Source organism: Paraliobacillus sediminis (assembly GCF_003426055.1).
The window spans coordinates 422,999-448,251 of sequence record NZ_QJSI01000002.1 but is presented as its reverse complement, the minus strand read 5'-3'; the positions used below and the strand labels follow the sequence as shown (position 1 = coordinate 448,251).

The 25,253-nt window shown below is 35.1% G+C and carries 27 protein-coding genes; 23 read left to right on the top strand and 4 right to left on the bottom strand.

The annotated features are described in order from the left end of the window. Positions 1 to 154: 154 nt before the first annotated feature. The 14 genes from D2K60_RS08340 to D2K60_RS08275 all read left to right on the top strand — a co-directional run bounded on the left by D2K60_RS08340 (position 155) and on the right by D2K60_RS08275 (position 11,101). Positions 155 to 1,282 (top strand): ATP phosphoribosyltransferase regulatory subunit, encoded by a 1,128-nt coding sequence (locus tag D2K60_RS08340; protein ID WP_117169548.1) that lies wholly within the window; start codon positions 155 to 157, stop codon positions 1,280 to 1,282. Continuing rightward, entirely contained in the window at positions 1,279 to 1,899 is a 621-nt protein-coding gene (hisG, locus tag D2K60_RS08335; RefSeq protein WP_117169547.1) for an ATP phosphoribosyltransferase, read from the top strand. The genes D2K60_RS08340 and hisG overlap by 4 nt, the downstream gene beginning before the upstream one ends. Then, positions 1,896 to 3,179: a histidinol dehydrogenase gene (hisD, locus tag D2K60_RS08330; protein WP_117169546.1), complete on the top strand. Its 1,284-nt coding sequence runs from the start codon at positions 1,896 to 1,898 to the stop codon at positions 3,177 to 3,179. Before hisG ends, hisD begins: the two co-directional genes overlap by 4 nt. Before the next feature lie 15 nt (positions 3,180 to 3,194). Then, positions 3,195 to 3,782 carry an imidazoleglycerol-phosphate dehydratase HisB gene (gene hisB / locus D2K60_RS08325; RefSeq protein ID WP_117169545.1) on the top strand — a complete coding sequence of 196 codons (588 nt, stop codon included), beginning with the start codon at positions 3,195 to 3,197 and terminating at the stop codon, positions 3,780 to 3,782. Beyond that, entirely contained in the window at positions 3,779 to 4,396 is a 618-nt protein-coding gene (hisH, locus tag D2K60_RS08320) for an imidazole glycerol phosphate synthase subunit HisH (protein ID WP_117169544.1), read from the top strand. The genes hisB and hisH overlap by 4 nt, the downstream gene beginning before the upstream one ends. Continuing rightward, positions 4,374 to 5,084 (top strand): 1-(5-phosphoribosyl)-5-[(5-phosphoribosylamino)methylideneamino]imidazole-4-carboxamide isomerase, encoded by a 711-nt coding sequence (gene hisA, locus D2K60_RS08315; protein WP_117169543.1) that lies wholly within the window; start codon positions 4,374 to 4,376, stop codon positions 5,082 to 5,084. The genes hisH and hisA overlap by 23 nt, the downstream gene beginning before the upstream one ends. Further along, positions 5,081 to 5,839: an imidazole glycerol phosphate synthase subunit HisF gene (gene hisF, locus D2K60_RS08310; protein WP_117169542.1), complete on the top strand. Its 759-nt coding sequence runs from the start codon at positions 5,081 to 5,083 to the stop codon at positions 5,837 to 5,839. Before hisA ends, hisF begins: the two co-directional genes overlap by 4 nt. Beyond that, positions 5,829 to 6,488 carry a bifunctional phosphoribosyl-AMP cyclohydrolase/phosphoribosyl-ATP diphosphatase HisIE gene (gene hisIE / locus D2K60_RS08305; protein ID WP_117169541.1) on the top strand — a complete coding sequence of 220 codons (660 nt, stop codon included), beginning with the start codon at positions 5,829 to 5,831 and terminating at the stop codon, positions 6,486 to 6,488. The genes hisF and hisIE overlap by 11 nt, the downstream gene beginning before the upstream one ends. 285 nt (positions 6,489 to 6,773) lie before the next feature. Beyond that, positions 6,774 to 7,598: an amino acid ABC transporter substrate-binding protein gene (locus D2K60_RS08300; protein WP_117169540.1), complete on the top strand. Its 825-nt coding sequence runs from the start codon at positions 6,774 to 6,776 to the stop codon at positions 7,596 to 7,598. Then, the gene (locus D2K60_RS08295) at positions 7,582 to 8,286 is read left to right on the top strand and encodes an amino acid ABC transporter permease (RefSeq protein ID WP_117169539.1); all 705 of its coding nucleotides are present in this window, start codon (positions 7,582 to 7,584) and stop codon (positions 8,284 to 8,286) included. Before D2K60_RS08300 ends, D2K60_RS08295 begins: the two co-directional genes overlap by 17 nt. 15 nt (positions 8,287 to 8,301) lie before the next feature. Continuing rightward, positions 8,302 to 9,051 (top strand): amino acid ABC transporter ATP-binding protein, encoded by a 750-nt coding sequence (locus tag D2K60_RS08290; RefSeq protein WP_117169538.1) that lies wholly within the window; start codon positions 8,302 to 8,304, stop codon positions 9,049 to 9,051. 138 nt (positions 9,052 to 9,189) lie between these two features. Continuing rightward, entirely contained in the window at positions 9,190 to 10,185 is a 996-nt protein-coding gene (locus tag D2K60_RS08285; RefSeq protein WP_117169537.1) for an LLM class flavin-dependent oxidoreductase, read from the top strand. A gap of 113 nt (positions 10,186 to 10,298) precedes the next feature. Beyond that, entirely contained in the window at positions 10,299 to 10,556 is a 258-nt protein-coding gene (locus D2K60_RS08280) for a hypothetical protein (RefSeq protein WP_240335280.1), read from the top strand. Between the two features lie 17 nt (positions 10,557 to 10,573). After that, a complete protein-coding gene (locus D2K60_RS08275) occupies positions 10,574 to 11,101 on the top strand; it encodes a DinB family protein (RefSeq protein ID WP_117169536.1) in 528 nt (175 codons plus the stop codon). A 16-nt stretch (positions 11,102 to 11,117) separates the two neighbouring features. Here D2K60_RS08275 and D2K60_RS08270 read toward each other — a convergent pair whose 3' ends face one another. After that, the gene (locus D2K60_RS08270; RefSeq protein WP_117169535.1) at positions 11,118 to 11,546 is read right to left on the bottom strand and encodes a DUF2383 domain-containing protein; all 429 of its coding nucleotides are present in this window, start codon (positions 11,544 to 11,546) and stop codon (positions 11,118 to 11,120) included. A gap of 88 nt (positions 11,547 to 11,634) precedes the next feature. Here D2K60_RS08270 and D2K60_RS08265 point away from each other — a divergent pair, with 88 nt between their 5' ends. The 6 genes from D2K60_RS08265 to D2K60_RS08240 all read left to right on the top strand — a co-directional run bounded on the left by D2K60_RS08265 (position 11,635) and on the right by D2K60_RS08240 (position 15,818). Next, positions 11,635 to 12,048, top strand: coding sequence for a nuclear transport factor 2 family protein (locus D2K60_RS08265; protein WP_117169534.1), 414 nt, complete (start codon positions 11,635 to 11,637; stop codon positions 12,046 to 12,048). A 16-nt stretch (positions 12,049 to 12,064) separates the two neighbouring features. Further along, positions 12,065 to 12,925, top strand: a complete 861-nt coding sequence (locus tag D2K60_RS08260) for a hypothetical protein (protein ID WP_117169533.1) — start codon at positions 12,065 to 12,067, stop codon at positions 12,923 to 12,925. A 146-nt stretch (positions 12,926 to 13,071) separates the two neighbouring features. Continuing rightward, the gene (locus D2K60_RS08255; protein WP_117169532.1) at positions 13,072 to 13,635 is read left to right on the top strand and encodes a hypothetical protein; all 564 of its coding nucleotides are present in this window, start codon (positions 13,072 to 13,074) and stop codon (positions 13,633 to 13,635) included. Positions 13,636 to 13,682: 47 nt separating this feature from the next. Continuing rightward, entirely contained in the window at positions 13,683 to 14,276 is a 594-nt protein-coding gene (locus tag D2K60_RS08250) for a copper resistance CopC family protein (RefSeq protein ID WP_117169531.1), read from the top strand. Then, the gene (locus D2K60_RS08245; protein ID WP_117169530.1) at positions 14,273 to 15,361 is read left to right on the top strand and encodes a copper resistance D family protein; all 1,089 of its coding nucleotides are present in this window, start codon (positions 14,273 to 14,275) and stop codon (positions 15,359 to 15,361) included. The genes D2K60_RS08250 and D2K60_RS08245 overlap by 4 nt, the downstream gene beginning before the upstream one ends. A gap of 94 nt (positions 15,362 to 15,455) precedes the next feature. After that, a complete protein-coding gene (locus tag D2K60_RS08240) occupies positions 15,456 to 15,818 on the top strand; it encodes a VOC family protein (protein ID WP_117169529.1) in 363 nt (120 codons plus the stop codon). Positions 15,819 to 16,063: 245 nt separating this feature from the next. Here D2K60_RS08240 and msrA read toward each other — a convergent pair whose 3' ends face one another. Continuing rightward, positions 16,064 to 16,591, bottom strand: coding sequence for a peptide-methionine (S)-S-oxide reductase MsrA (msrA, locus tag D2K60_RS08235; RefSeq protein WP_117169528.1), 528 nt, complete (start codon positions 16,589 to 16,591; stop codon positions 16,064 to 16,066). A 119-nt stretch (positions 16,592 to 16,710) separates the two neighbouring features. Between msrA and D2K60_RS08230 the strand changes: the two genes are divergently transcribed. Next, positions 16,711 to 16,851, top strand: a complete 141-nt coding sequence (locus D2K60_RS08230) for a small, acid-soluble spore protein L (RefSeq protein WP_420818813.1) — start codon at positions 16,711 to 16,713, stop codon at positions 16,849 to 16,851. A 16-nt stretch (positions 16,852 to 16,867) separates the two neighbouring features. Here the strand turns inward: D2K60_RS08230 and gltC are convergent, their stop codons facing one another. Beyond that, positions 16,868 to 17,761 (bottom strand): glutamate biosynthesis transcriptional regulator GltC, encoded by an 894-nt coding sequence (gene gltC / locus D2K60_RS08225; RefSeq protein ID WP_117169527.1) that lies wholly within the window; start codon positions 17,759 to 17,761, stop codon positions 16,868 to 16,870. Positions 17,762 to 17,891: 130 nt separating this feature from the next. Between gltC and gltB the strand changes: the two genes are divergently transcribed. After that, positions 17,892 to 22,454, top strand: a complete 4,563-nt coding sequence (gltB, locus tag D2K60_RS08220; RefSeq protein WP_117169526.1) for a glutamate synthase large subunit — start codon at positions 17,892 to 17,894, stop codon at positions 22,452 to 22,454. Between the two features lie 15 nt (positions 22,455 to 22,469). Beyond that, on the top strand, positions 22,470 to 23,966 hold the full coding sequence (locus tag D2K60_RS08215; RefSeq protein ID WP_117169525.1) for a glutamate synthase subunit beta: 1,497 nt from the start codon (positions 22,470 to 22,472) through the stop codon (positions 23,964 to 23,966). A 683-nt stretch (positions 23,967 to 24,649) separates the two neighbouring features. On the opposite strand, the gene D2K60_RS08210 is transcribed toward D2K60_RS08215, so the two are convergent. After that, positions 24,650 to 25,057: a hypothetical protein gene (locus tag D2K60_RS08210; RefSeq protein ID WP_117169524.1), complete on the bottom strand. Its 408-nt coding sequence runs from the start codon at positions 25,055 to 25,057 to the stop codon at positions 24,650 to 24,652. Between the last annotated feature and the right edge of the window lie 196 nt (positions 25,058 to 25,253).

Here is a 25,253-nt window from a genome sequence, read left to right as displayed (position 1 = left end):
TTCCTCCCTTTCCTAATTCTATCTTAAATAGTATAGTTAAAAAAGAAAAGTTTTTTATTGACGAGAATAGGAACAGCGTGATAGTCTATAAATAGACAAACGCTTTACTAAAGTAAAGTGGTAACGCAATAAAGAAAATAGGATGTGTTCTAAAATGTTTTTACCTGCTGGAAGCCAAGATGAAATCGGGAAAAAGTTAGATAATCGATCAAAAGCATATGAGATATTTCGAGATGTTGTAACGTCACGTAATTATAAAGCAATCTCTACACCAGTTGTGGAATATGCGAATACGTTTACCAATGAACACGTTGGGATGAAGTTGCACGCGATGTTGAAATGGTTTAATCGTGAAGGTGAAATAGAAGTATTACGAGCTGATTGGACAACAGCAATTGCGCGTGCATTAATCAATCAACACCCAAAACAATTAAAATGGTCCTATCAAGGATCCGTATTTCGTAATGATAAGGATGGAATAGAAAGTAGACAAGCGGGAATTGAAATTATCCGCACGACACCATTTTTAGGTGAGAGTGAAAGTCTATTTACTGCTGTTACTTATTTAAATGCATTAGAAATTAAGGAGTATCTAATTGAACTTGGCCACACAGGTATCTTTGACGAATTAACAAGCCCATTGGAATTAAATAAAGCAGAAGAAGATCTATTACGTCAGGCAATGCACGATAAGCGTAGAGATGTCGTTTATCAAATTGCGGCAGATAAAGGTCACCCTGTAATAGCCAATCAACTGACACAAGTGATTGAAGCATACGGTACGATTGATGAATTAGAGAAATATCAAACCATATGGGCTAGTAACCCACGTCTAGTAAAAATATTAAACCATTTGAAACAACTTGCTACAGTTCTAAAAGGACTAGGTATTGATGAAGTATTAGTAGATTTAGGACGTGTTAAAAACCTACCGTATTACAGTGGTACGATGTTTCGAGGCTATTTAAAAGAAAACGGTGCTACATGTTTTTCAGGTGGTCGTTATGATAAGCTTTATGAACAATTTAATGAAAAAATATCTGCAGTTGGTTTAGCATTCGATGTTGATGTGTTAGCGGATCAATTAAACAATGAAGGGGAAAAAGAAAGTATCTGTATACTAGCATCTGAAGAATCGCATGTTTTTGCAGAGCGCTTACGAGCTTCTTATTTAAATTGTATTGTCGATATTCAATATACAATACTGGACGAACATGATTATGATAAAATTGTAAGAATTATAACGGATAATAATAAAGAATTTAGGGTGATAGAAGAATGAAACCATGTATTGCATTAACGAAAGGTCGATTAGAAGAACAGTTTCTCGCATTTTTCAAATCATTAGATTATGATATTGAACCGCTTGTAAATAAGGGACGAAAATTACGTGTGGAAACGGATGAATTTCAATTTATATTTGCTAAAGGACCAGATGTAACAACATATGTTGAGCATGGTATTGCTGACCTAGGAATTGTTGGTGGTGATATTTTAGCAGAATTTCAACCAGATGTTTTTGATTTATTGCCGTTACCGTTTGGGCAGTGTCGCATGGCAGTTGCTACGGAAAAAGGCAAAGTTTGGCCAGACCAAAAGAAAAAAATCGCAAGTAAATATACTGGCATAACAAAAGAATATTTTCGTAATAAAGGTGAATCCGTAGAAATCATTAAACTAGAAGGTTCTGTTGAGTTAGCTCCAATTTTAGGACTGGCAGATGGAATTGTTGATATCGTAGAAACTGGTACAACACTAAAGGAAAATGGATTAGTTATTCAAGAAGAATTCTTTACATTCAGCGCACGTTGTATTGCAAACCGTTCTTCGTTAAAAATAAAAAGAGAGGCGCTTGCTCCAATTATTCAAGCATTTAAACAAAAGGAGGAGTTGGTATGATACCTGTTTATCAGCCGAGCGCGTTTGAAATGGATTTTTTGTCAAAGAAAGAGGCCGATGCAACGGATGAAAAAGTTTATCAAGTAGCGAAAGAAGTTATTGCAGATATTCGTGCAAACGGTGATAAAGCCCTTGAAAAATATGTTGAAAAATTTGATCGTTATGTACCAAAAAAATGGGAAGTTACCAAAGAAGAACGGAAAAATGCATGGGCTAAAGTAGATCAAAAAACAATTGATGCCCTGACAAGAGCAGCCGAGAACATTAAGGCGTTTCATGCGAAACAGCTACAATCCTCAAAATTCATGCAAGTAGATGGTGATATAATGTCTGGCCAATTATATCGAGCGATTGAACGTGTGGGTATTTACGTACCTGGTGGAACAGCTTGTTATCCATCATCTGTGCTTATGAATGCTATTCCTGCTGTATTAGCAGGTGTAGAACAAGTTATTATGGTAACTCCTGCACGTGATGGAGAGGAAATTGCACCGATCTTATCTGTTGCAGCTGATATTGTAGGTGTCGATCGAATTTTCAAAATTGGTGGTATTCAAGCAATTGCTGCGTTGACATACGGAACGGAATCAGTACCAACAGTAGATAAAATTGTCGGCCCAGGTAATGCTTATGTGGCCGCTGCTAAGTCACTCGTTTATGGTGATGTTGGGATAGATATGATTGCTGGTCCGTCAGAAGTTGCCATTATTGCTGATGATACAGCAAATCCGGTTTATATCGCAGCTGATCTTATCGCACAATCGGAACATGACACAAATGCGCGTTCATTTTTATTTACAACGTCTAAAAGGTTATTAGAAGCGACAAATATAGAAGTGGAAAAACAATGTGCCGTATTACCTAGAAAAGATATTGCATCTGCTTCTTTAAGCGAAAAAAGTGGATTAGTGTTAGTAGATGATTTAGACCAAGCATTTCTATTATCGAACAAATTAGCACCAGAACACTTAGAAATTCAATTGGATAATCCACTTGATTATTTAGGGAAAATAAAAAATGCTGGTTCTGTGTTTTTAGGTCATTATACACCTGAATCACTTGGAGATTATTATGCTGGTCCCAATCATGTCTTACCAACTTCAGGGACTGCAAGATTTTCATCAGGTTTATCTGTCGATGATTTCATTAAGAAGACAACGTTCCTTTATTATTCAGAAGATGCATTGAAACAAGCATCAGAAGATGTGATGACAATCGCCAAAGAAGAGCATCTAGATGGTCATGCGAGAGCAGTTGAAAAAAGATTAAAGAAAAATTAAAAGTGGGGGTGCAAGATGCGCACAGCTAGTAAACAGCGAAAAACAAATGAAACAGTAATAGAGGTAGCATGTAATTTAGATAATAGTCAAGAAGTAACAATTTCTACTGGTGTTGGTTTTTTTGATCATATGCTTGAATTATTTGCCCGTCATGGTCGTATTGGTCTAACGGTTAAAGCAAACGGTGACTTACATATTGATAGTCATCACACTGTTGAAGATGTCGGTATTGTACTAGGCCAAGTGATTAAAGAAGCATTAGGCGATAAGAAACAAATTAATCGCTATGGTACAGCCTATGTTCCGATGGATGAAACGCTCGGTTTCGTTTCACTTGATATAAGTGGCCGACCATTTTTAGTATTAGATGCAACATTTGAAAATGAAAAACTTGGTAATTTTGATACAGAATTAGTGAGAGAATTTCTTCAAGCATTTGCATTTCAAGCAGGCATAACGCTTCATGCACGTGTTTTATATGGCATAAATACGCATCACAAGGTTGAAGCCTTATTTAAAGCACTTGGTAGAGCTTTAGCAGAAGCAATTCGAATTAATCCAGAAATTGTTGGCGTTAATTCCACAAAGGGACTAATCGAATGATAGCAATAGTAGATTATGGAATGGGTAATATCGCAAGTGTTGAAACAGCACTTCATAATCTTGGCTATGACGTGATTGTTACAGATAATCCAGCACAATTAGCTAAAAGCTCGCATATTATCCTACCTGGCGTCGGTTCCTTTCAAGCTGCGGTAGAAGAAATAGAGAAACGTAATCTCAAAGAAGTACTACAAACATTAGCTGAGAACAAGCCATTTCTAGGTATTTGTTTAGGCATGCAACTTCTATTTACAGAAGGACTTGAAGGTGGAAATACAAAGGGATTAGATCTAATTCCTGGTACAATAGAGAAAATAGAGACGAACTATCTTTTACCGCACATCGGCTGGAATGCATTAGATATAGCTGATAATCAACCTAATTTTGAATTATTTCAAGATCAGCATGTTTACTTTGTTCATTCTTTTGCGGCAAAAACAGATAAACAATATATCGTTGCAACAACAGAATATGGATCAGATGTAACTGCAATTGTTAAGAGCGGTCTTACTTATGGGATTCAATTTCATCCAGAAAAAAGTGGTGAAGTAGGCGCGGCAATTTTAAAAGCATTTTTACAGGAGGTATCTCATGAAAATACTACCAGCGATTGATTTAATAGATGGCAAATGTGTTCGATTATATCAAGGTGATTTTAAACAAACGACACAAGTTGGATCTGATCCGATAACGCAGTTAAAAACGTTTATTGCTAACGGTGCAGAGATTGTTCACATTGTTGACTTAGATGGTGCACGTGAAGGCGAAGCTGCGCGACAATATCAATTAATAAGTGAACTATGTAAATTATCATCTATACCAATTCAAGTAGGCGGCGGAATAAGAAGCATGGAAACTATTGAAAAATTGCTTGCAGCAGGGGCAGATCGATTAGTACTTGGTACAGCAGCGATTGAAGATCAAGATTTTTTAAAAGCAGCCTTAGCTAAATATCCAGAACAAATCGTCGTAGGTATTGATGCGAAGGGCGATAAAGTAGCAATCCATGGTTGGGAAACTGTATCAGAGCTTGATTATCTGACCTTTGCTAAACAGATGGAGGATTTAGGTGTTCAAACGATTGTTTTTACTGATATTTCAAAAGATGGCACAATGATGGGGCCTAATGTAGAAGCATATGAAAAATTACTTGCACATGTTTCGTGTAAAATAGTTGCTTCAGGTGGCATTAGCAATAATCAAGACATCGAAGCTTTAGCAGCAATAGGCATAGAAGAAGCAATTGTTGGTAAAGCGATTTATCAAGGTGCGGTTACGTTGAAAGGGGAAACGTCCGTATGATTGTTAAACGCATTATACCGTGTCTAGATGTCAAAGAAGGTAAAGTTGTTAAAGGCACAAATTTTGTATCTTTGCGTGAATTGGGTGATCCAGTAGAAATGGCTGCTAGTTATTCCAAAGCAGGCGCAGATGAAATTATTTTTCTTGATATCTCAGCAACAAATGAAGGACGCGATACGATGGTTGATATTGTGCGTGAAACAGCGCGCAATGTATTTGTACCATTTACTGTTGGCGGTGGCGTGAGGACGATTGACGACGTTACCCGTTTATTAAAAGCTGGTGCTGATAAGGTTGGTATTAATTCAGCTGCTGTTAACGATCCAAACTTGATAACCACTGCTGGTGACCGTTTTGGCGCACAGTGTATTGTTGTAGCAATTGATGCCAAGTTATTTGATGACGGTTGGCATGTAATGACGCACGGCGGTAGTAAAGATAGTGGTTTAGATGCAGTTGAATGGGCAAAAGAAGTAGAAAAACGTGGTGCTGGTGAAATTTTGTTAACAAGTGTTGATACCGATGGTGTGAAGAACGGATTTGATTTAAAGCTTACAAAAGCAATTGTTGACGTTGTTCGTATCCCAGTTATTGCATCAGGCGGTGTCGGAAACCCAGATCACTTTCCAGAAGTATTTAAAGAGACAGATGTATCGGCAGGTTTAGCGGCATCCATTTTTCATGAAAATACATTCTCAATAGACGCAGTGAAAGCAAGATGTAAAGAACAAGGAGTGAGTATACGTGAAGCCTGATTTTTCAAAAGGGTTAGTTCCAGCTATCATAACAGATAATCAAACAAAAGATGTGTTGATGCTTGCATATATGAACGAAGAATCGTACAAAAAAACATTGGAAACGAAAGAAACGTGGTTTTATTCTCGATCAAGAGAAGAGTTATGGCATAAAGGTGCTACGTCGGGAAACATCCAAACAGTTGTTTCTATTAAGCTTGATTGTGATCAAGACACATTATTAATAACCGTTATTCCAAAAGGTCCAGCTTGTCATACTGGAGAACAAACGTGTTTTTTTAATCCAATTTTAGACAATGAAAAAACAAATGAAAAGCTAGTAAATGAATCTATTATTGATAAAGTAATGGCCGAAGTAGAAGAACGTAAAGAAACACGCGTTGCTAATTCATATACGAACTACTTATTTGATAAAGGTATTGATAAAATAGCTAAAAAAGTAATTGAAGAAGCCGGCGAAGTGGTAATTGCAGCAAAAAATAATGATAAACAAGAAATTATTTTGGAAGTTAGTGATCTATTGTTCCACACCTTTGTCTTAATGAGTAATCAAAACGTTTCATTAGATGAGGTTAAAACAGAGTTAGAAAATCGTTTTACTAAAAAAGGGAATAGTAAAGGCGATCGTCCAGAAATTGAGAAGTGGTAAACACTTCTCAATTTCTTTTTTTTAGTATCTTTTAATAATTTATCTTCTTAATTTTGTTCAACATTTAGAAATAGTCACTATATTCAGCTAAACCATTTGCTGACACAGCGGTTGTTAAGCTAGTTATTCAGAAAAAACATGATGGATAGAGGTTCGTATACAAAAGAAAAATATAGGAAGTGCATAATAAACTGAATTAAAGTAAAGATATAAAAGATTATCGATGCAAATCTTTTACTATTTCGTAGTAATATAATTACGACAAAATAACTGGGGGTTAACAACATGAGGAAATTAGTAACAGGAATAGTTATAATTAGTTTTATGCTAGTATTAACAGCATGTGGTACAAATGAGGAAGACACCACAGATACAGATAATACTTCTACATCAGATAAGTCTGCAAGTCTATATGATGAAGTAATAGAAAAAGGTGTTCTTACAGTAGGAACTGAAGGTACGTACGCACCATTCACTTTTCATGATAATGATGGAGAATTAACGGGATACGACGTTGAAGTTATTAGAGAAGTAGCTGAACGAATGGGTGTTGAAGCAGAATTTATGGAAACACAATGGGATTCCATGTTTGCTGGTTTGAATTCGGAACGTTTTGATTTAATTGCGAATCAAGTTGGTATTAATGAGGATCGCTTAGAGAGTTATGATTTTTCAAATCCATATACGTATTCATCGGCAGTTGTCGTTGCACCTACAGATTCGGATGATATAAATGCTTTTGCAGATTTAGAGGGAAAAAGTTCAGCACAGTCTCTAACTAGTAATTTCGGTGCTATAGCTGAAGAAAGTGGTGCTGAAATTGTAAGTGTGGAAGGACTCGCGCAATCAATTGAGTTATTGAAGCAAGGACGTGCAGATGTGACAGTAAATGATAAACTTGCTGTTCTAGATTATTTAAATCAAGAAGGCGATGAAAGTGTTCATATTGTTGCAGAAGAAGGTAATGTATCTGAAACAGCATTTGCATTAAATCAAGGTAATGAAGAATTAGTTGAAGCGATCAACGAACAATTAGAAGCGATGAGAGAAGACGGTACTTTAGCGCAGATTTCGGAAAGCTGGTTTGGTGAAGATGTTTCTTCTGAGTAATACATTGTTTACGATCACATCGAATCTAGAAGGGTGGGAGTTATTTGTAAACTCCCTTCTCCCTATGATTTTAGGTGCAATTAAATATACCATACCGCTTACGCTTATCTCATTTTCAATAGGATTGATATTAGCATTACTAACAGCAATTATGCGTCTTTCTAAATCTTTCATTGTTCGTGCACCTGCAGCTGTATACGTTTCTGCAATTCGAGGAACCCCATTGCTTGTGCAATTATTTATTATTTTTTATGGACTACCAAGTCTTAACGTAACAATTGATCCATTTCCAAGTGCTGTTATCGCATTTAGCTTGAACGTAGGTGCTTATGCATCAGAGATTATACGTGCTTCTATTTTATCTATTTCTAAAGGGCAATGGGAAGCAGGTTATACAATAGGTATGACACAAAACACGGTATTAAAACGGATTATTTTACCGCAAGCAACAAGGGTTTCCGTACCGCCATTATCAAATACATTTATTAGTTTAGTGAAAGATACATCACTTGCTTCGTTGATACTTGTTACAGAACTGTTTCGAAGAGCTCAAGAAATTGCCGCAGTAACGTATGATTTTATGCTGATTTATATTGAAGCAGCTATTCTTTATTGGGTCATCTGTTTTCTACTATCCCTTGTTCAACAAGTAATTGAGAAACGACTAGAACGATATACAGCAACATAAAAAGGGGGAGTAGTAATGTTATTATCGATTAAAAGTCTAGCTAAGTCTTTTGATGATCTTGAAGTTTTGAAGGATATTGATTTAGAGATTAACAAAGGAAAAGTGTTATCGATAATGGGACCTTCAGGATCTGGTAAAACAACGATGTTGCGCTGTTTAAATGGACTGGAACAACCAAACAGCGGCATTTTCACCTTTGATGATGGACTCGCTCTTAATTTTAAGGACAAGATCAGCAAACAGGACGCGTTGAAATTAAGACGTAAGTCCGGAATGGTATTCCAATCGTATAATCTTTTCCCACATAAAACAGCATTAGAAAATGTGACAGAGGGACCGATCACTGTTCAAAAACGTAATAAGAAAGAAGTTAAGCAAATGGCGGAAGGACTTTTGGAGAAGGTAGGTCTTAAAGATAAGATGCACCTATACCCGCATCAACTTTCTGGTGGACAACAACAACGAGTTGGTATAGCTAGAGCATTAGCAATTGAACCTGCATTAATGCTATTTGATGAACCTACATCTGCACTAGATCCAGAATTAATTGGAGAAGTGTTAACAGTGATTAGGGATCTTGCAAATGATAATTGGACTATGGCTATTGTAACGCACGAAGTACAATTTGCTGAACAAGTATCCGATGAAGTCATATTTATGGATGATGGCTATATTGTTGAACAAGGTCCACCAAAAGAAGTGTTAAAAGCACCAAAAGAAAAACGCACACAACAATTTTTGAATCGAATACTTAATCCGTCATAAAAAGAATGGAAATGTCCAGACTTAGAAAAGTAATTAAGATACTTTTCTAAGTCTGGATTTTTTATTGCGTTAACTATTTTGGTTTTATAATATGTTCCTGTATACTGAAAGGAAATTGACCATAAAGGAAGTACAACTATGCGATTAAGTGTGTTAGATCAAGTACCAATTTCACAAGATTCTTCACCAGAAGAAGCAATAGATAATACAATTAAGTTAGCAAAAATAACAGAAGACTTAGGCTTTACAAGATATTGGGTAGCTGAACATCATAATACAAACGGATTAGCAAGTTCCTCACCTGAAATATTAATGACGCGTCTTGCTAGTGAGACGGCTTCGATTCGAATTGGATCTGGTGGTGTATTGCTACCACAGTATGCACCATTGAAAGTGGCAGAAAATTTTCGAATGCTAGAAGTTATGTATCCAAATAGAATTGACTTAGGTTTAGGACGTTCACCAGGTGGATCAAATGAAACACGCTTAGCATTAACCGATCATATACAAAAAAGTATGAGTTTATTTCCGAGACAATTAGAAGAGTTATATGGTTTTTTATATGATGAATTACCTAAAGATCACCCATTTTTCACGGTAAAGGCAAGCCCAAGAACGAAGACAAATCCCCCAATATGGGTTCTAGGCTTATCAGAACGCGGGGCAACTAATGCAGCAAACATTGGTGCGGGATTTACATATGGTCACTTTATTAATCCAACTAAAGGGAAAGAATCGATTGCAGCATATAAAGATAAATTTAAACCGAATAAAAACTTTCAAGAGCCACAAGTGACTGTCTGCATCTTTGTTATTTGTGCCGAAACAGAAGAAAAATCAGAAGAACTTGCCTTATCACAAGATCTTTGGTTATTGCGTGTAGAAAAAGGGATTGGAACGCGTGTACCATCAGTAGAAGAGGCAAAGAGTAAAACATATACAAAAGAGGAACAAGTAATAATTGATAGAAACAGAAAGAGATGCATTGTTGGAACTCCTGAAAGCGTCAAGAAACAATTAGAAGAGATACAAGTAAGCTATGACTGCGATGAATTTATGATTATAACAAATATTTACTCATTTGAAGAAAAGGTAAATTCTTATCAGTTGTTAGCAAAAACATTATTTAATTAATGATATTATTTTTTTGTAAAATAATGTAATAGATAAAATTAAATTGATTTAGTGGAATTTTGTTAATCCTTGCATTAGCTTACTATACTTTATCAAAGATGAGGAGGTGTAACATGGCTAATATTAATAAATTTGGTCTGTTATCTTTATTAATGGTTCTTATCAATTTTATTTTCTTTATTTTCACCAGAGGACCGAATGCGAATATAACTCTTGCTATAAGTGTATTTATTACAGTATCTGTTCTAGGTATTATTTTTGCTTTAATGTCTAAGAAACGTATTGTAACAATTACAGGAATTTTCTTAAATGGATGCGTATTGCTGTTCGCTATATTACTCTTACTTGCTGTCGGAATAGGGTCATCTTAAGAACTTGGAGGAGAAAAATGATTGATTATAGAATAATTGAAAAACAAATGTATACGGATAAAATCGGATCACTAGTTTCCATGCTTGAACATACGCGTGCTGTAACAATTGATGAAATTTCGAATCTTACTCAAAAAGAATTAGACTATTTACCAGATGCTAGTTCGAATTCGATTGGTGCTCTTTTAAACCATATCGCAGCAATTGAATTTGCCCATCAAGTAATATTCTTTGAAGAAAGAGATCTAAGTGAAAGCGAGTATTTAAGATGGAAGAACGGTTTAGAACTTGGAGATACAGCTAGAATTGAAATTAAAGATAAACCTATTACTTATTATCTTAATAAATTAGCAGAAGTTAGAGAAAATTCGTTAACACAATTGAAATTAAAGCAAGATAGTTGGTTATTTGAAGAACATAAATGGGAGAATGGAGTTGCTTATAATAACTACTACCTTTGGTTTCACGTTATGGAAGACGAAATAAATCACCGCGGTCAAATAAGATCAATTAAACGACTACTGTTAAATAGTACACAACGTTAAACAATTCAACAGGGGATTAATGTAATAATCCCCTAAGATGTTCCACATGCTTTCTATTTCCATCAATTACTTCATTAATAATTTTTTTGCTTTCCGGATCTAAATCACCTTTAACTATTTCTTCCGAGTACTCGACGCCATAGTTATCTATTCCTTTTATTGCATCTTCTATTATCTTGTTGGGTTCATCACTTAACATAGCTTTATGCACAAAGCTATGCATGGATCCAGTAATTCCTTCACTATTAGCTGGGACACCACCTAGATTTTGAATCCGCTCTGCTAATTTTTGGGCATCTTGTTTAACTTCTTGTTGTATAAACTGAAAATCCTGTTTTAATTTGTCATCGTTTATCTTCTGAATGTAATGCTCAATAGAGCGTACACCCATATAACTACCTCTTAATATTGTGTTTAATTCTTCAATAACTATCTCATTTTGCATAAATATCACATCCTATCTCTAGTATAAGTCAGTTCCTTTAAAATATTCATATTCTTTTGTTAAATTATGTTAATGCAGAACTTCATTTATGCTAAAATATATATGTAAATGTTTTGAAAACATAGAAGGGACCTGGAATACTGATAAATTAAAAGCACAGTTGAAAGCATTAGAGAAAAGTCATTTGAGTCAAGATGTTCGTAAAGATGTTAAGAAGTTAGATGAAATATTAGAGACTGATTTTATCGAAATCGTAAGTTCTGGTTTTATGTTTTATAAAGAAGATTGTCTTACCAGTGGTGTCGAATTATTCGACATGTCACTACATAATTATGAAGTTCAGATTTTAGCGCCAGATGTTGTCCTAGCTACCTATTTTATCGAGGATAAAACTAGAAGCCGTAATACACTTCGTAGCTCAATATGGAAGCTTATTTACAAAATACGGAAACTATATTTTCATCAAGGAACGATTACTGAACAAAAGTTTTTAAATGAATAAAGAGGAGTGAAGATTTTTGTCAAAAAAATATATTATAGCTAGTATAGCGGTGGTAATTCTAATCATTATTAACCTTAGTACCTTTTTTAAACTTAACAGTTTAGATGAAGATATATTTGAATTAGATAATAAGCTTCAAAATACGAACTTTTCAATTGAAAACAATTATTCACAAGTGGAATCTACTATGAATGAAATGCTAGAAGAACAGTTGTGGATTCAAGAAAAAGATTACCAAATTATCGCTCTAGATACCGAGGAAAGTACGGTTGATGTAATGCTTGAATGGCATGCTCGTGATCTCTTGCAAAACGAAATTCTATCATTATTATATCGAAATGAAAACACTACGGAATGGAATGAATTAGAAGTTAACAATGAAAATGGATTGAACTATTCTGTGGAGCATACTTTCCCTTTAAGAGAAAATTATGAGGTACAATTAGTTGGCGATTCAGTTACTGGAAAGCGAAGTGAGGAACTGTTCATTTTGGACTTTAAAGATGAGATAGAGAACCGTATTATTATTAATGTGTTTGTAGATGTAGAAAGCGATCATAAAAATATTAGTCCTAATATCATTATATATAATCATTTAGATGAAGATTCTATCTTTGGTCAGAATAAAGATGACTTAAAAATTAAAAGTGCTGAAGCTTTAATATATGTAGATGGAGAGATTAAAAAAGAAATTAACTTATTAGAAGAGGAGGAAAATAACTATATTGATGAAAATAGTGAGAATATTAATTATTATAAAATAGTAGAACTTGATGAAGTTATAGAAGATGTGAATGATATTGAGGTGCTTGTTATTGTAGAAGATAACTTAGGTGTAAAATATCAGACCACAAATAATGCATTAAATGAAAAATGACTAAAAATTAGAGAAAACTATAAAATGCGCTTTGGTTATCAGTCATTTTGCTATCATGTATAAATCTGAAATGGTAGTATAGAGATAATGGTCTTAAAATGTGTCGGCTAATATAGTCAATAGAATAGTTAAAAGCGAGGGGTTTGATGAAAAACAATTTCTTAGATCAGTTTTATACAGTTGACCCAATTTCGGGCGATTATATCATTGAAATTTCTCTAAAGGACTATGATGAAGTCTTTAATACATGGGATTCCTCTGTGTACAATATTAGAGATCTAGATGCAAGTTTAAAAGCCTTTCTTGAAGAATTTTCGTTTGAGATAGACTCACGTAAAAATATTAAGTTAAAGTTTGATATGTTAGATGAAAAAAAAGATGTTGAAATGGAGAAAAACATTATTTCAGGCATTCGAAATAACTTTAATTACAAGTATTTTTTAATAAATAAGCAGACAGTACAAAGTAGGAAAAAATCATTGATTTACATTATGGTTTCTGTTATGTTTACGATCGTTTCGAGTTATTTACAGTTCTCAGATGAAAATAAGTTATTTCAAGATTTGGTCTCACTTAATCTAACAGTGGGCGGCTGGGTGTTTTTATGGGAAGCATTTTCAATACTCTTTATGCAAAGCGTTAATTTATCAAAGAGAAAGAAGCACTACAAAAGAATCATAGCGGCTGATATAATATTTAGGTATCATTAAATTTTTATAAAGTAAATAAATAGAATAAAATATATTAGGGGTGTAATATGAAACACTACATAAGTTTATTAATACTTGTTTTATTGTTATTTCCTGTCCAAGCAAGCGCTCACACGCATTTGGACAGTTCAGAACCAGCAACTGGAGAAGTAGTTTCTTCTGATAATCCAGTAATTACGTTAACATTTGACTCACCAATACAAGAAATAAATACAATTTCTGTAACAGATAAAAATGATGTGGTAACAACTATTGAAGAAATCAATCATTCTCCAGAAAATATAATAGAAGTAACATTACCAGCAAATCTTGAAGAGGGAGAGATCGAATTTTTTTACAGCATTATTGGAGAAGATGGGCATGTAATAGAAAATAATCTCGTATTTACATATGAGCAAGTAGACAAGGAATCAAGTTCAGTGGATGAAACACAATCTTCTGAGAAAGAAAACGCTGAAGACACAGAAGGTGAAGCGGAAGAAAGTGAAATAGTAGAAGAAACAGAGCAAGCTCCTAAAGTAGAAGCAACAGAAACTGCTAGTGAACAGGACGAGCAAAACGGATGGCTTATGCCAGTTATTGCTGTCATTTTAATCGCGATTGCTGCAATCGTATTCTTAGTAAATAGGAAGAAAAAATGATTTATGCAATAACAAACGGACTTTTATATGTTTGCTTTTCCATTTTGATTGGCACGCATCTCCTATCTTTATTACCTGAAGAAATGAGAATGTATATAAAAGTTAAGAAACGTATATTGATAGGTGTAACTAGTGCAATACCTATACTTGCAGTTATTCCTATTATTGATTTGGTAAACACGATTAGTAAATATAGAGTAGATAACGGCTTTACTAGTTTTATTTATGTGATAAAAGAAATAGAGATAGGGAGAGCATGGTTCATTTTGTTGCTCCTTTCAATTTTCCACCTTTTTATTTTGGCAATCAGAAAACATATAGTTATTTATCCAGTTATTGGTTTATTTCTAATGTTAGGCATAGTCTTAACGCAAAGTGTTGTTGGTCATGCAGCTAGTATGGCAAGCTATCCTGGTGCTTTATCACATACCATTCATTTACTCGCCGTTTGTTTTTGGGCAGGAACCTTATTCGTTGTTAGTTGGTTTGCGAATGACGATACACATTGGAAGTCGTTTGTTAATTGGTTTTCAATTATGGCTTTAATATGTCTCGTATTTGTCACGTTTACTGGGCTATTTATGAGCTTTTCATTAACAGAAGGAACGTTGGTATCATCATGGCGTATTCCTTATGGTCAAGCATTGCTAATCAAGCATTTACTATATGTAGCTTTATTGCTGTTTGTTTTTATTAATGCTGTTCTGATAAATAAGAAGATAAAAAAATCAACAAATTTCTCACCTAAACGTTGGTGGCGGGCTGAGAGTGCGATCATTTTACTTATATTCTCTGTAACTGGTTTTATGAGTGAACAAGAGCCGCCACTTGATATAGAGAAAATGGTCAACAGTGGTGATAGTTCTATCCTTTTTCGTACATTTGCATCAGTTAATATAGGGGATACTGTACTATTTTCTCCTGATTTCATAAGTATTTTCTTTATTTTTTTATCAGTTGTTTTTCTCTTTTCGACGCTTTTCGTCTTTTGGATCCAAGAGAAAGTAATCAGCACTTTGTTAATGAGTGGCCTTGCAATATTTAGTTTATATGTGGGGCTGATGTCATCAGTAACAGTTTTCTAAAACAGCAATAGATGCTTTTTTAATATATAAATGATACGCTACCATTAAATACAATATAAGTAATAACCTAATGCTAATAAGGGGGAAATAAGAAATGATTATTGGGTTAAATCATGTACAAATTACTATTCCAAAAAATGCTGAAGAGTTAGGAAAGCATTTCTATTGTGATTTATTAGGGTTAAAAGAAATTAAAAAACCAGAGTCGTTAAAAGGTAGAGGTGGATTTTGGTTGCAAGTTGGAAATCTTGAGGTACATGTAGGAACAGAAGATGGTTTTGATCGATTAACAACAAAAGCCCATTTAGCATATCAAGTAGAAGATCTTTCATATTGGAGAAACGTATTAAATGAAAACAGTATTAATATTTCTGAATCTATCCCACTTCCTGGCTATGACCGTTTTGAATTTCGAGATCCATTTGGTAACCGAGTAGAGATGATTCAAGCAATTTAAACAACTTTTCAACAGTTAATAAGGAGTGATTTAATGATAAGTATACTATTATTATTTATCATCATAGGTTTAGGTACAATTATTAGGAACCAAAGTGAACAATCTAAACAAAACAAAAAGATCATACAAATCCTAGAGGATATACAAAAAGAGAAGATTAATATATAGGATTAACACATGTTCTTGAATATAAATGAATAAGAGGCTGCAACAAGCTAATACTTGTTGCAGCCTCAATATTTGTATTATTTCCAGTTTTCTTCGATAAAATTGTCGCGTCCAGATTTGGCACGATCTTCAAGGTATTCATTTTCATTCTCTTTATAAAAATCTTGATGATAATTTTCTGCAGCGTAAAAGCGCTTAGCAGGTAAAATTTCAGTTGCAATTGCTTTTTTAAATTTACCACTATTAGCTAATGCTTGTTTTGAAGTTGCTGCAATTCTTTCTTGTTCACTATTATGATAAAATATTGCCGTTCGATATTGTGGTCCGCGATCATGAAATTGTCCGTCTGGATCTGTTGGATCAATTTGTGGCCAATATAGATCAACAATTTGTTGGTAATCAACCAGTGTTGGATCATAGGTTATTTGAACCGCTTCATAGTGACCTGTTTCTCCACCTTTAACATCCTCGTAACTAGGGTTTACTAGTGATCCTCCAGTATAGCCTGAAATGACTTGATGTACACCGTCCCATTGATCAAAAGGCTTAACCATACACCAGAAACATCCTCCAGCAAAAGTTGCAATTTCTCGTCTATCTGTCATTCTAATTCCCCCCCAAAAAAATCATCTGTGCTTTAAATCTAGCTGATTTAAATGAGAATGTCCATCAAAAAGTATAACAATTTCATTTATAAGCAAAATAATAGTATGGAGGTGATTATTTGAAACGACCAACAAAGCAAAAAGGAAATAATGAGATGCATTCAGGTTTAAATCCGCAAGGCTATTCAGAAGATAAAGCAGATCAAGAACCAAAATCACAATTGGAACAAAAAGCGAAACATTCTCATACAAAAAGATAATGGCTCCATACAATCTTTAATCTAAGTTTCTAAAATGGTTTAGAACAAATTGATAAAATACTGTTTCAGAAGGAGCAAGATTACGATGCTTTGGTGTTATAATTCCAACTGTTCTGCATAATTGCGGATTACTTATTGCAATTTTAGATGTAAATGTTGTGTTCACTTCACTAAATGCACTTTCCGGTAGGAGTGTAATACCCATACCAGCAGCAACAAGGCCTTTAATAGCATCAAGATCTTCTCCTTCTGAAGTTACATGTGGTTCAAAACCAGCTTGTTTACACCCGTCCATTGCTAATTTCTCGAAGATATATCCTTTTGGAAATAAAACAAATGGATCTTGTTTTAATTCTGCTAAGTAGATACTTTTTCGATTAGCCATGGGATGATCATTCGGAACTAAGGCATATAAATCCTCAGAAAATAAAATATCTCCTATAATATCAGGATCATCAATAGGTACTGGTCCAAGGAAAGCTACATCAATCTCTCTGCTTTTAACTGATTCGATTAGAAAACTATAAGAACCTTGACGAAGGTGAAAAGATATATTCGGGTATTTTTTCTTGAATACCGCTAGTACATTTGGTAATAAATTACTGGCTAAACTTGTTGGAAATCCAATTTTAATGGATCCACGTTCAGGATCAATATATTCATCGACCTGCTTCTTGGCGTGATCAATTGCTTTCATCGCGACTTTAGTGTGGTAAAAAAATGTTTTTCCAATAGGCGTAAGTTTGACATTACGACCTGTTCTTTCAAATAGTTGCACTCCCAATTCAGCTTCCAAATTAGCGATTTGTCTACTTATTGCAGATTGAGCAATGTGTAAGTGGAGTGCCGCATCAGACACGTGCTCTCTTTCGGCAACTTCCATAAAATAACGTAATTGACGTAGTTCCATTGATATCCCCCTAATATATATATATCAAGATTAGATCGTTCCCATCTATATTATATATTGTTTAGATCAATAAATAAACATACAATAGAAATAGACACTTTAAAAGAAATCGTAAATGGGGGCGAATGATATGAGTTATAGTAAAATACCTGAAGCACAAGGTTTATATCGTCCTGGGTTTGAACATGACGCATGTGGAATTGGGTTGTATGCGCATATTAAGGGAATGCGTACACATGAGATTGTCCAAAAAGGATTGCAAATGTTATGCCAATTGGACCACCGAGGTGGCCAAGGTAGTGATCCGGATACAGGAGATGGCGCTGGATTAATGGTTCAAATACCAGATAATTATTTTCGAAAGGTTTGTGACTTTACATTACCTGAAGAAGGTCGTTATGGTGTTGGGATGGTATTCTTCTCTAAAGATGATCAAGAAAGAGAACGAATTGAAATGAAAATCAATGAATTGATTGCACAAGAAGGACAAAGATTATTGGGGTGGAGAAGTGCCCCTACAGATGTTAGCAAAATTGGAATAAATGCACAAGATACAGCACCTATTGTAAGACAAGTTTTTATAGGTGCAAATGAGGAAATTACTGATGATTTAGCTTTTGAACGTAAATTATTTATTATTCGTAAACAAGCAGAAAATTGGGCAACAGAACAAGCATACCAATTTTATTTTGCGAGTCTTTCAAATAGAACAATTGTTTATAAAGGTCTTCTTACACCTAGTCAGGTAGATCAATTTTATTTAGAGTTACAAGATGAAGATTTTGTATCTGCATTTTCACTTGTACACTCCCGTTTTAGTACAAACACATTTCCAAGTTGGGAACGCGCACATCCAAACCGCTATTTAATTCACAATGGTGAAATCAATACAATGCGCGGCAATATGAACTGGATGCGCGCACGTGAACAACAATTTGTTTCTGAAGCATTCGGTGATGATTTAGATAAACTATTACCGATATTAAATGCAGAAGGAAGTGATTCTTCTGTATTAGATAATGCATTAGAGTTTTTCACGCTCGCTGGAAGAAAACCAGCACATGCAGCAATGATGCTAATACCAGAACCTTGGAAGAAAAATCCGCACATGCCTGCTGATAAGCGTGCTTTCTATGAATATCATAGTTGTTTAATGGAACAGTGGGATGGCCCAACTTCGGTCACATTTACTAATGGGAAACAAATTGGTGCGATTTTAGACCGTAATGGTTTAAGACCGGCGCGTTATTATGTAACGAAAGATGATTATATTGTTTATTCATCAGAAGTTGGCGTAATTGATATCCCCGAAGAAAACGTTCTATATAAAGATAGACTAAGTCCTGGAAAAATGCTTCTAATTGATTTAGAACAAGGACGAATTATCGCAGACGAAGAAATAAAAAATGAAATAGTAAGAGAACAGCCATATCAAAAATGGTTAGATGATAATCTTGTTACATTAAGCGGTGAATTGGTTGAGAATGATGATAAACCAATTGATCTTTTAACTACGCGACAGAAAGCTTTTGGTTACACAACAGAAGATATTGAAAAGTATTTACTACCAATTATCACAGAAGGAAAAGACCCAATTGGAGCAATGGGTACAGATACACCACTTGCTGTCCTTTCTAATCGTGCACAGTCACTTTTTAATTATTTTAAACAGTTATTTGCACAGGTTACAAATCCACCAATTGATGCTTATCGTGAGCAAATTGTAACATCAACGATGACTTTATTAGGACCTGAAGGAAACATACTAGAGCCAACAGAAGTAAATAGTCATCGAATTCAATTGGAGACACCTATATTATCTAATAGCCAGTTAACACAGTTTAAAAACAATGTATATCCAGATTTTAAGAGTCAGGTTATTGACTCCTTATTTACGGATGATTTGCAAGCTGGATTAGAAGCTATTTTCGCTAAAGCAGATCTGGCTATTAAAAATGGCGTAAAACTATTGATTTTATCCGATCGAAATATGGATGAAAAACAGATAGCGATTCCTATTTTACTAGCGGCAAGTGGCTTACATCAACATTTAGTTAGACAAGGTAGTAGAACGAAAATGAGTTTACTAGTTGAATCTGGTGAAACAAGAGAAGTGCATCATTTTGCTGCCTTAATTGGATATGGTGTTGACGCAATTACGCCTTATTTAGCATATGAAACATACCGAAATGAAATTGCTAATGATAATCTAGCTGTTACGTACGAAGATGCAGTCGGTGGTTATATTAATAACGTAACTGAAGGCGTTATTAAAGTTATGTCTAAAATGGGCATATCTACTGTTCAAAGTTATCGGGGAGCACAGATTTTTGAAGCACTAGGTATTAGTAATAAGGTAATTGATCGATACTTCACTGGAACTGCATCGCAAATTGATGGAATCGGTTTAGATATAATTGCTGAAGAAGCGAAGATGCGTCATCAAGACGGCTATAGTAAGTCAGTAGATGATACATTAGAGCCAGGAAGTGATTTTCAGTGGAGACAAACGGGTGAACACCATGCTTATAATCCAACAACGATTCATAAACTGCAATGGGCAACAAGACGTGGAGATTATCAATTGTTCAAGGAATTCTCTAAGTCAGCAGACGAAGAGCGTTTAGGTTTCTTACGTAATTTGCTTACCTTTAAGACTGAAAATTCTATATCGATAGATGAAGTTGAGTCCGTGGACACGATTGTAAAACGTTTTAAAACGGGTGCTATGTCATTTGGTTCTATTAGCCAAGAAGCACATGAGTCATTAGCTATTGCCATGAATCGCTTAGGCGGTAAGAGTAATAGTGGAGAAGGTGGCGAGGATGCTAATCGTTATATTGTTGACGAAAACGGAGACTTCCGTCGAAGTGCAATAAAACAAATCGCTTCAGGTCGTTTTGGCGCAAAAAGTCACTATATGGTGAATGCAGATGAATTACAAATTAAAATGGCACAAGGTGCAAAACCTGGAGAAGGTGGACAATTACCTGGTAAGAAAGTTTACCCATGGGTTGCGAATGTACGTGGTTCTACACCTGGTGTTGATTTAATCTCACCTCCACCACACCATGATATTTATTCTATTGAAGATTTAGCACAATTAATTCATGATTTAAAAAATGGGAATCGTGATGCGCGTATTAGTGTGAAACTTGTATCTCGTGCTGGTGTTGGTACAATCGCTGCTGGTGTAGCAAAAGGAAGTGCCGATGTTATATCAGTAGTTGGCTATGATGGTGGTACTGGTGCGTCTCCGAAAACGAGTATCAAGCATGCTGGTTTACCTTGGGAGATTGGTTTAGCAGAAGCGCATCAAACGTTGATGTTAAATGGTTTACGCGAGCGTATAATTCTAGAAACCGACGGTAAATTATTAACCGGTAAAGATGTCGTAATGGCAGCGTTACTTGGTGCAGAGGAATATGGCTTTGCTACCGGACCTTTAGTCGTATTAGGCTGTGTTATGATGCGTGTTTGTCATATGGATACTTGCCCAGTTGGTGTTGCAACACAGAATCCAGAATTACGGAAAAAATTTGCTGGTGATCCTGATCATGTGGTAAATTTCATGCGATTCATCGCTGAAGAAGTGCGCGAGATCATGGCAACACTTGGATTTAAAACAATCAATGAAATGATTGGTCGTACAGACGTCCTAGAGATAAGTGAACGAGCAAATACGCATTGGAAAGCAAAATACCTAGACTTATCTAGAATGCTTTATCAACCTAAAAATACTGGTAGTGCTCGTTATAATAAATCACAACAAGACCACAAGATTGATAAATCATTAGATATAACGCATATTCTACCAGCTGTTCAATCAGCTATAGATACAGGCGAGAAAGTTAATGTTTCGTTCCCTATTAAAAACATTAATCGAGTAGCTGGAACAATAGTTGGTAGTGAGATTTCTAAAATGTATGGGGAAGAAGGTTTACCTGACGACACGATAACGCTTAACTTTACAGGTTCCGCTGGTCAAAGCTTTGGTGCATTTGTACCAAAAGGAATGACACTGCACTTAACTGGTGATGCCAATGACTATGTTGGTAAAGGATTATCCGGCGGGAAAATTACGGTGCGTGTACCTAAAGAGTCTAGTATCGAACCAAGTCAAAATGTAATTGCAGGTAATGTCTGTTTTTATGGTGCAACAAGTGGTGAAGCTTATATAAATGGCTATGCTGGTGAACGTTTTGCTGTTCGTAACAGTGGCGCAACAATTGTAGTTGAAGGTATTGGTGACCACGGTTGTGAATATATGACAGGTGGTAAAGTTGTTATCTTAGGTGAAGTAGGTAAAAACTTCGGTGCAGGTATGTCTGGTGGTATTGCTTATGTACTAGCTGATGATAAAGAAAAATTCGAGCAATTAAGTAATATGGAATTAATAGAATTTGAAACACTAAAATCAGAAGAAGAGATTAATAACCTAAGAACGATTATTAATGATCAATATGTCTACACAAACAGCAGTCGAGCAAAAGAAGTATTAGATGATTGGGAAAATAGTGTGAAGAAATTCATAAAAGTAATTCCGAAAGATTACAAGTTAATGCTACAAACTATACAATCTTATGTAGAATCAGGCGAATCAGCTGAAGATGCTAAGATGAGTGCTTTTCTGGCTAAAAAAGAAAATCGTATTGTTTTAAATGACGAACGCAAAAAAATGATCGTACAGTAGAAAGGAGATATGAATATGGGTAAAGCAACAGGTTTTATGGAAATAGAACGGGAAGAAGCAGTTGATCGTGATCCTGTAGAACGTGTTAAGGATTGGAAAGAGTATTCTGCTCCTTTCACTGATGAGGTCGCTGAAAGACAAGGGGAAAGATGTATGGATTGTGGCACACCTTTCTGTCATATCGGCATGGAAGTTGGTAATGCTACATCCGGTTGTCCGGTTTATAATTTAATACCTGAGTGGAATGATTTAGTGTATAAAGGAAAGTGGAAAGATGCATTAGACCGCTTACTTAAAACAAATAATTTCCCTGAATTTACTGGGCGCGTTTGCCCAGCCCCATGTGAGGGTTCTTGTACAGTTGCTATTTCAGAACCAGCAATTGCAATCAAAAATATCGAGCAGGCTATTATTGATAAAGGTTTTGAAAAGGGTTGGATTAAACCACGTATTCCTGAAGAACGTACAGGTAAAACAGTTGCGATTATAGGTTCAGGACCGGCAGGAATGGCAGCAGCTGATCAATTAAACCAAGCTGGTCATTCTGTTACGATGTATGAACGCGCTGATCGTGCTGGTGGATTACTAATGTACGGTATTCCAAATATGAAGCTTGAAAAAGACGTTGTAACAAGAAGAATTAGATTACTAGAACAAGAAGGGGTAGAAATTGTTTTGAATACAGAAGTCGGTAAAGATATAACTGCCGATGAATTAAAAGAACAATTTGATTCTGTTATAGTTTGTACGGGTGCACAAAAGCCTCGTGATCTTGTTGTTGAAGGACGTGAATCCAAGGGTATTCATGTTGCAATGGATTATCTAACTACTGCTACTAAAAAAGTATTGGATGATACAACCATACTTCCAGATACTTTAAATGCAGATGGTAAAGATGTGATTGTTATTGGTGGCGGTGATACAGGTGCTGACTGTGTAGCAACTGCATTGCGCCAAGGCGCGAAATCAATTGCACAATTCGGTATTAATCCAGCTTTACCATTAAAACGCACATCAGACAATATGTGGCCAGAGTATCCACAGGTTTTCAGTTTAGAATATGCACACAAAGAGGCTAAAGAAGCATTTGGTAAAGATATTCGTGAATACTCTATTCAAACAAAGAAAGCTGTTACTGATGAAAATGGACAATTAAAAGAATTGCATACAGTAGAAATGGTTAAAACAAGAGATGAAAACGGGATGTTTGTTTACCAAGAAAATCCAGGTACTGAAAAAGTTTGGCCAGCGGAATTAGTTGTCATTGCAATTGGTTTTGAAGGCCCAGAACAGCCATTATTAAAGCAATTTGGCATTGAGACTAGCAGAAACAAAATCGCTGCTACTTATGGTGAATTTGAGACAAATGTAGCAGGTATATTTGCTGCTGGAGATTCTAGAAGAGGACCAAGTTTAATTGTTTGGGCAATCAATGAAGGTCGTGAAGTTGCTTATGCAGTAGACAATTATTTAATGGGAGCGACAAGCTTACCAACTGTATTGGCAGTATAAGAATAAAAGATCACTGTGATGCCTTATAAAAGGTACCACAGTGATCTTTTTTATTGTTAATTTCTTGAGACTGTTATGCTTAAAAGAATAATAAACCAAACAGTAAATCATTTCATATAGCGATTTATTAAAAGATTGTTGATTAAGTTAAATTACCATAGACTCTGTCGTAACGATCTTTATATAAATGGGCATATAATAGAACTTTCGACTCGCTTCTCAAGCAAAATGGTCTCCCTTTCCGTAGGCACGTGCTGTTCCTACAGGACAAGGAATGCTACGACAGCGAAACATCGCACGAAGAAAATATTATTATTTTCGAGGATGTCGCCCATTTCGCTTGATCCGCTAGTTTTAGTCCGTGAATAGAAATTGTGTAAAATGCACTATTATTTGTAATTAAAGCGTAACTAGAATACGCTTTAGATTCAATAAAAAGTGATATTGTCACCTGTTTAAAACAGAGATACGCTATCCAGCGAAGGTAGCAAATGGTTGACACTCCAGTGGGAACAGCACAAACCGAAGATCCTCTATAGAAGTGCTCTTCGCTTCTATAGATAGCTGAGGTTGTGCCCACGGAAAAGGAGACCATTTGCTACCGTAGCGTGTCTAGAGTTGTAAACCACTTACGACAGAATTTCTCTCAAGTCTGACTATTGAAAAGCAACACTGTTTATCTATTAATCTCTTTTTCTTTTTTTATACCATTTCGTTATCAGATACGCAACGATAGCTAGGCATGCATAGACAAAGAAGAATACCAAGAAACCCCATAGGCCTATAACAGCATCAGCAAATTCCATATTCCCTCTATTTGTGATAGCTTGTTGTATTTCTATTGCAAAAACAAGCACGATCATTAGCGTAAATGTATAAACAAAGGCAAAAATGGATGTACTCCATTTGAATTCGGCTAAAATTTTAAAAAAGAAATAAACAAAAAAGTAAGCAAAAATTCCAATTACGCCAATAATCCAAAAATGTAACTGCTTATCTGTTAATGAAAAACCTAGTTCCTGAAAAAGAACAATTAAAATATCGTGGGCAGCATTCACTAATTCGGCTAACCACGTGATTACTTCACGCATATATTCACCTCTTTACTTATTTAATCGGTAGAAGGATGGTGATATGATCATATCATATTACCTATCAAATGAGCTTATTTTTTTAGTTTAGAAAATAGTTTGAATATTTTTAATACAAATAGGTTGTCTAAATTGATCATTTAGTAATAAAATAGAGTTTATACTATTAGATCTAGAATATATACTGCAGGGGGAC

Coding starts and splice junctions, on each gene's coding strand:
- D2K60_RS08250 (WP_117169531.1), top strand. CDS start 13,683: ATGAAACACTACATAAGTTTATTAATACTTGTTTTATTGTTATTTCCT.
- gltB (WP_117169526.1), top strand. CDS start 17,892: ATGAGTTATAGTAAAATACCTGAAGCACAAGGTTTATATCGTCCTGGG.
- D2K60_RS08245 (WP_117169530.1), top strand. CDS start 14,273: ATGATTTATGCAATAACAAACGGACTTTTATATGTTTGCTTTTCCATT.
- hisA (WP_117169543.1), top strand. CDS start 4,374: ATGAAAATACTACCAGCGATTGATTTAATAGATGGCAAATGTGTTCGA.
- hisH (WP_117169544.1), top strand. CDS start 3,779: ATGATAGCAATAGTAGATTATGGAATGGGTAATATCGCAAGTGTTGAA.
- msrA (WP_117169528.1), bottom strand. CDS start 16,591: ATGACAGATAGACGAGAAATTGCAACTTTTGCTGGAGGATGTTTCTGG.
- hisF (WP_117169542.1), top strand. CDS start 5,081: ATGATTGTTAAACGCATTATACCGTGTCTAGATGTCAAAGAAGGTAAA.
- hisG (WP_117169547.1), top strand. CDS start 1,279: ATGAAACCATGTATTGCATTAACGAAAGGTCGATTAGAAGAACAGTTT.
- D2K60_RS08265 (WP_117169534.1), top strand. CDS start 11,635: ATGCTAAAATATATATGTAAATGTTTTGAAAACATAGAAGGGACCTGG.
- D2K60_RS08215 (WP_117169525.1), top strand. CDS start 22,470: ATGGGTAAAGCAACAGGTTTTATGGAAATAGAACGGGAAGAAGCAGTT.
- D2K60_RS08240 (WP_117169529.1), top strand. CDS start 15,456: ATGATTATTGGGTTAAATCATGTACAAATTACTATTCCAAAAAATGCT.
- D2K60_RS08275 (WP_117169536.1), top strand. CDS start 10,574: ATGATTGATTATAGAATAATTGAAAAACAAATGTATACGGATAAAATC.
- D2K60_RS08290 (WP_117169538.1), top strand. CDS start 8,302: ATGTTATTATCGATTAAAAGTCTAGCTAAGTCTTTTGATGATCTTGAA.
- D2K60_RS08255 (WP_117169532.1), top strand. CDS start 13,072: ATGAAAAACAATTTCTTAGATCAGTTTTATACAGTTGACCCAATTTCG.
- D2K60_RS08280 (WP_240335280.1), top strand. CDS start 10,299: ATGGCTAATATTAATAAATTTGGTCTGTTATCTTTATTAATGGTTCTT.
- D2K60_RS08295 (WP_117169539.1), top strand. CDS start 7,582: ATGTTTCTTCTGAGTAATACATTGTTTACGATCACATCGAATCTAGAA.
- D2K60_RS08210 (WP_117169524.1), bottom strand. CDS start 25,057: ATGCGTGAAGTAATCACGTGGTTAGCCGAATTAGTGAATGCTGCCCAC.
- hisD (WP_117169546.1), top strand. CDS start 1,896: ATGATACCTGTTTATCAGCCGAGCGCGTTTGAAATGGATTTTTTGTCA.
- hisB (WP_117169545.1), top strand. CDS start 3,195: ATGCGCACAGCTAGTAAACAGCGAAAAACAAATGAAACAGTAATAGAG.
- D2K60_RS08300 (WP_117169540.1), top strand. CDS start 6,774: ATGAGGAAATTAGTAACAGGAATAGTTATAATTAGTTTTATGCTAGTA.
- gltC (WP_117169527.1), bottom strand. CDS start 17,761: ATGGAACTACGTCAATTACGTTATTTTATGGAAGTTGCCGAAAGAGAG.
- D2K60_RS08340 (WP_117169548.1), top strand. CDS start 155: ATGTTTTTACCTGCTGGAAGCCAAGATGAAATCGGGAAAAAGTTAGAT.
- D2K60_RS08285 (WP_117169537.1), top strand. CDS start 9,190: ATGCGATTAAGTGTGTTAGATCAAGTACCAATTTCACAAGATTCTTCA.
- D2K60_RS08270 (WP_117169535.1), bottom strand. CDS start 11,546: ATGCAAAATGAGATAGTTATTGAAGAATTAAACACAATATTAAGAGGT.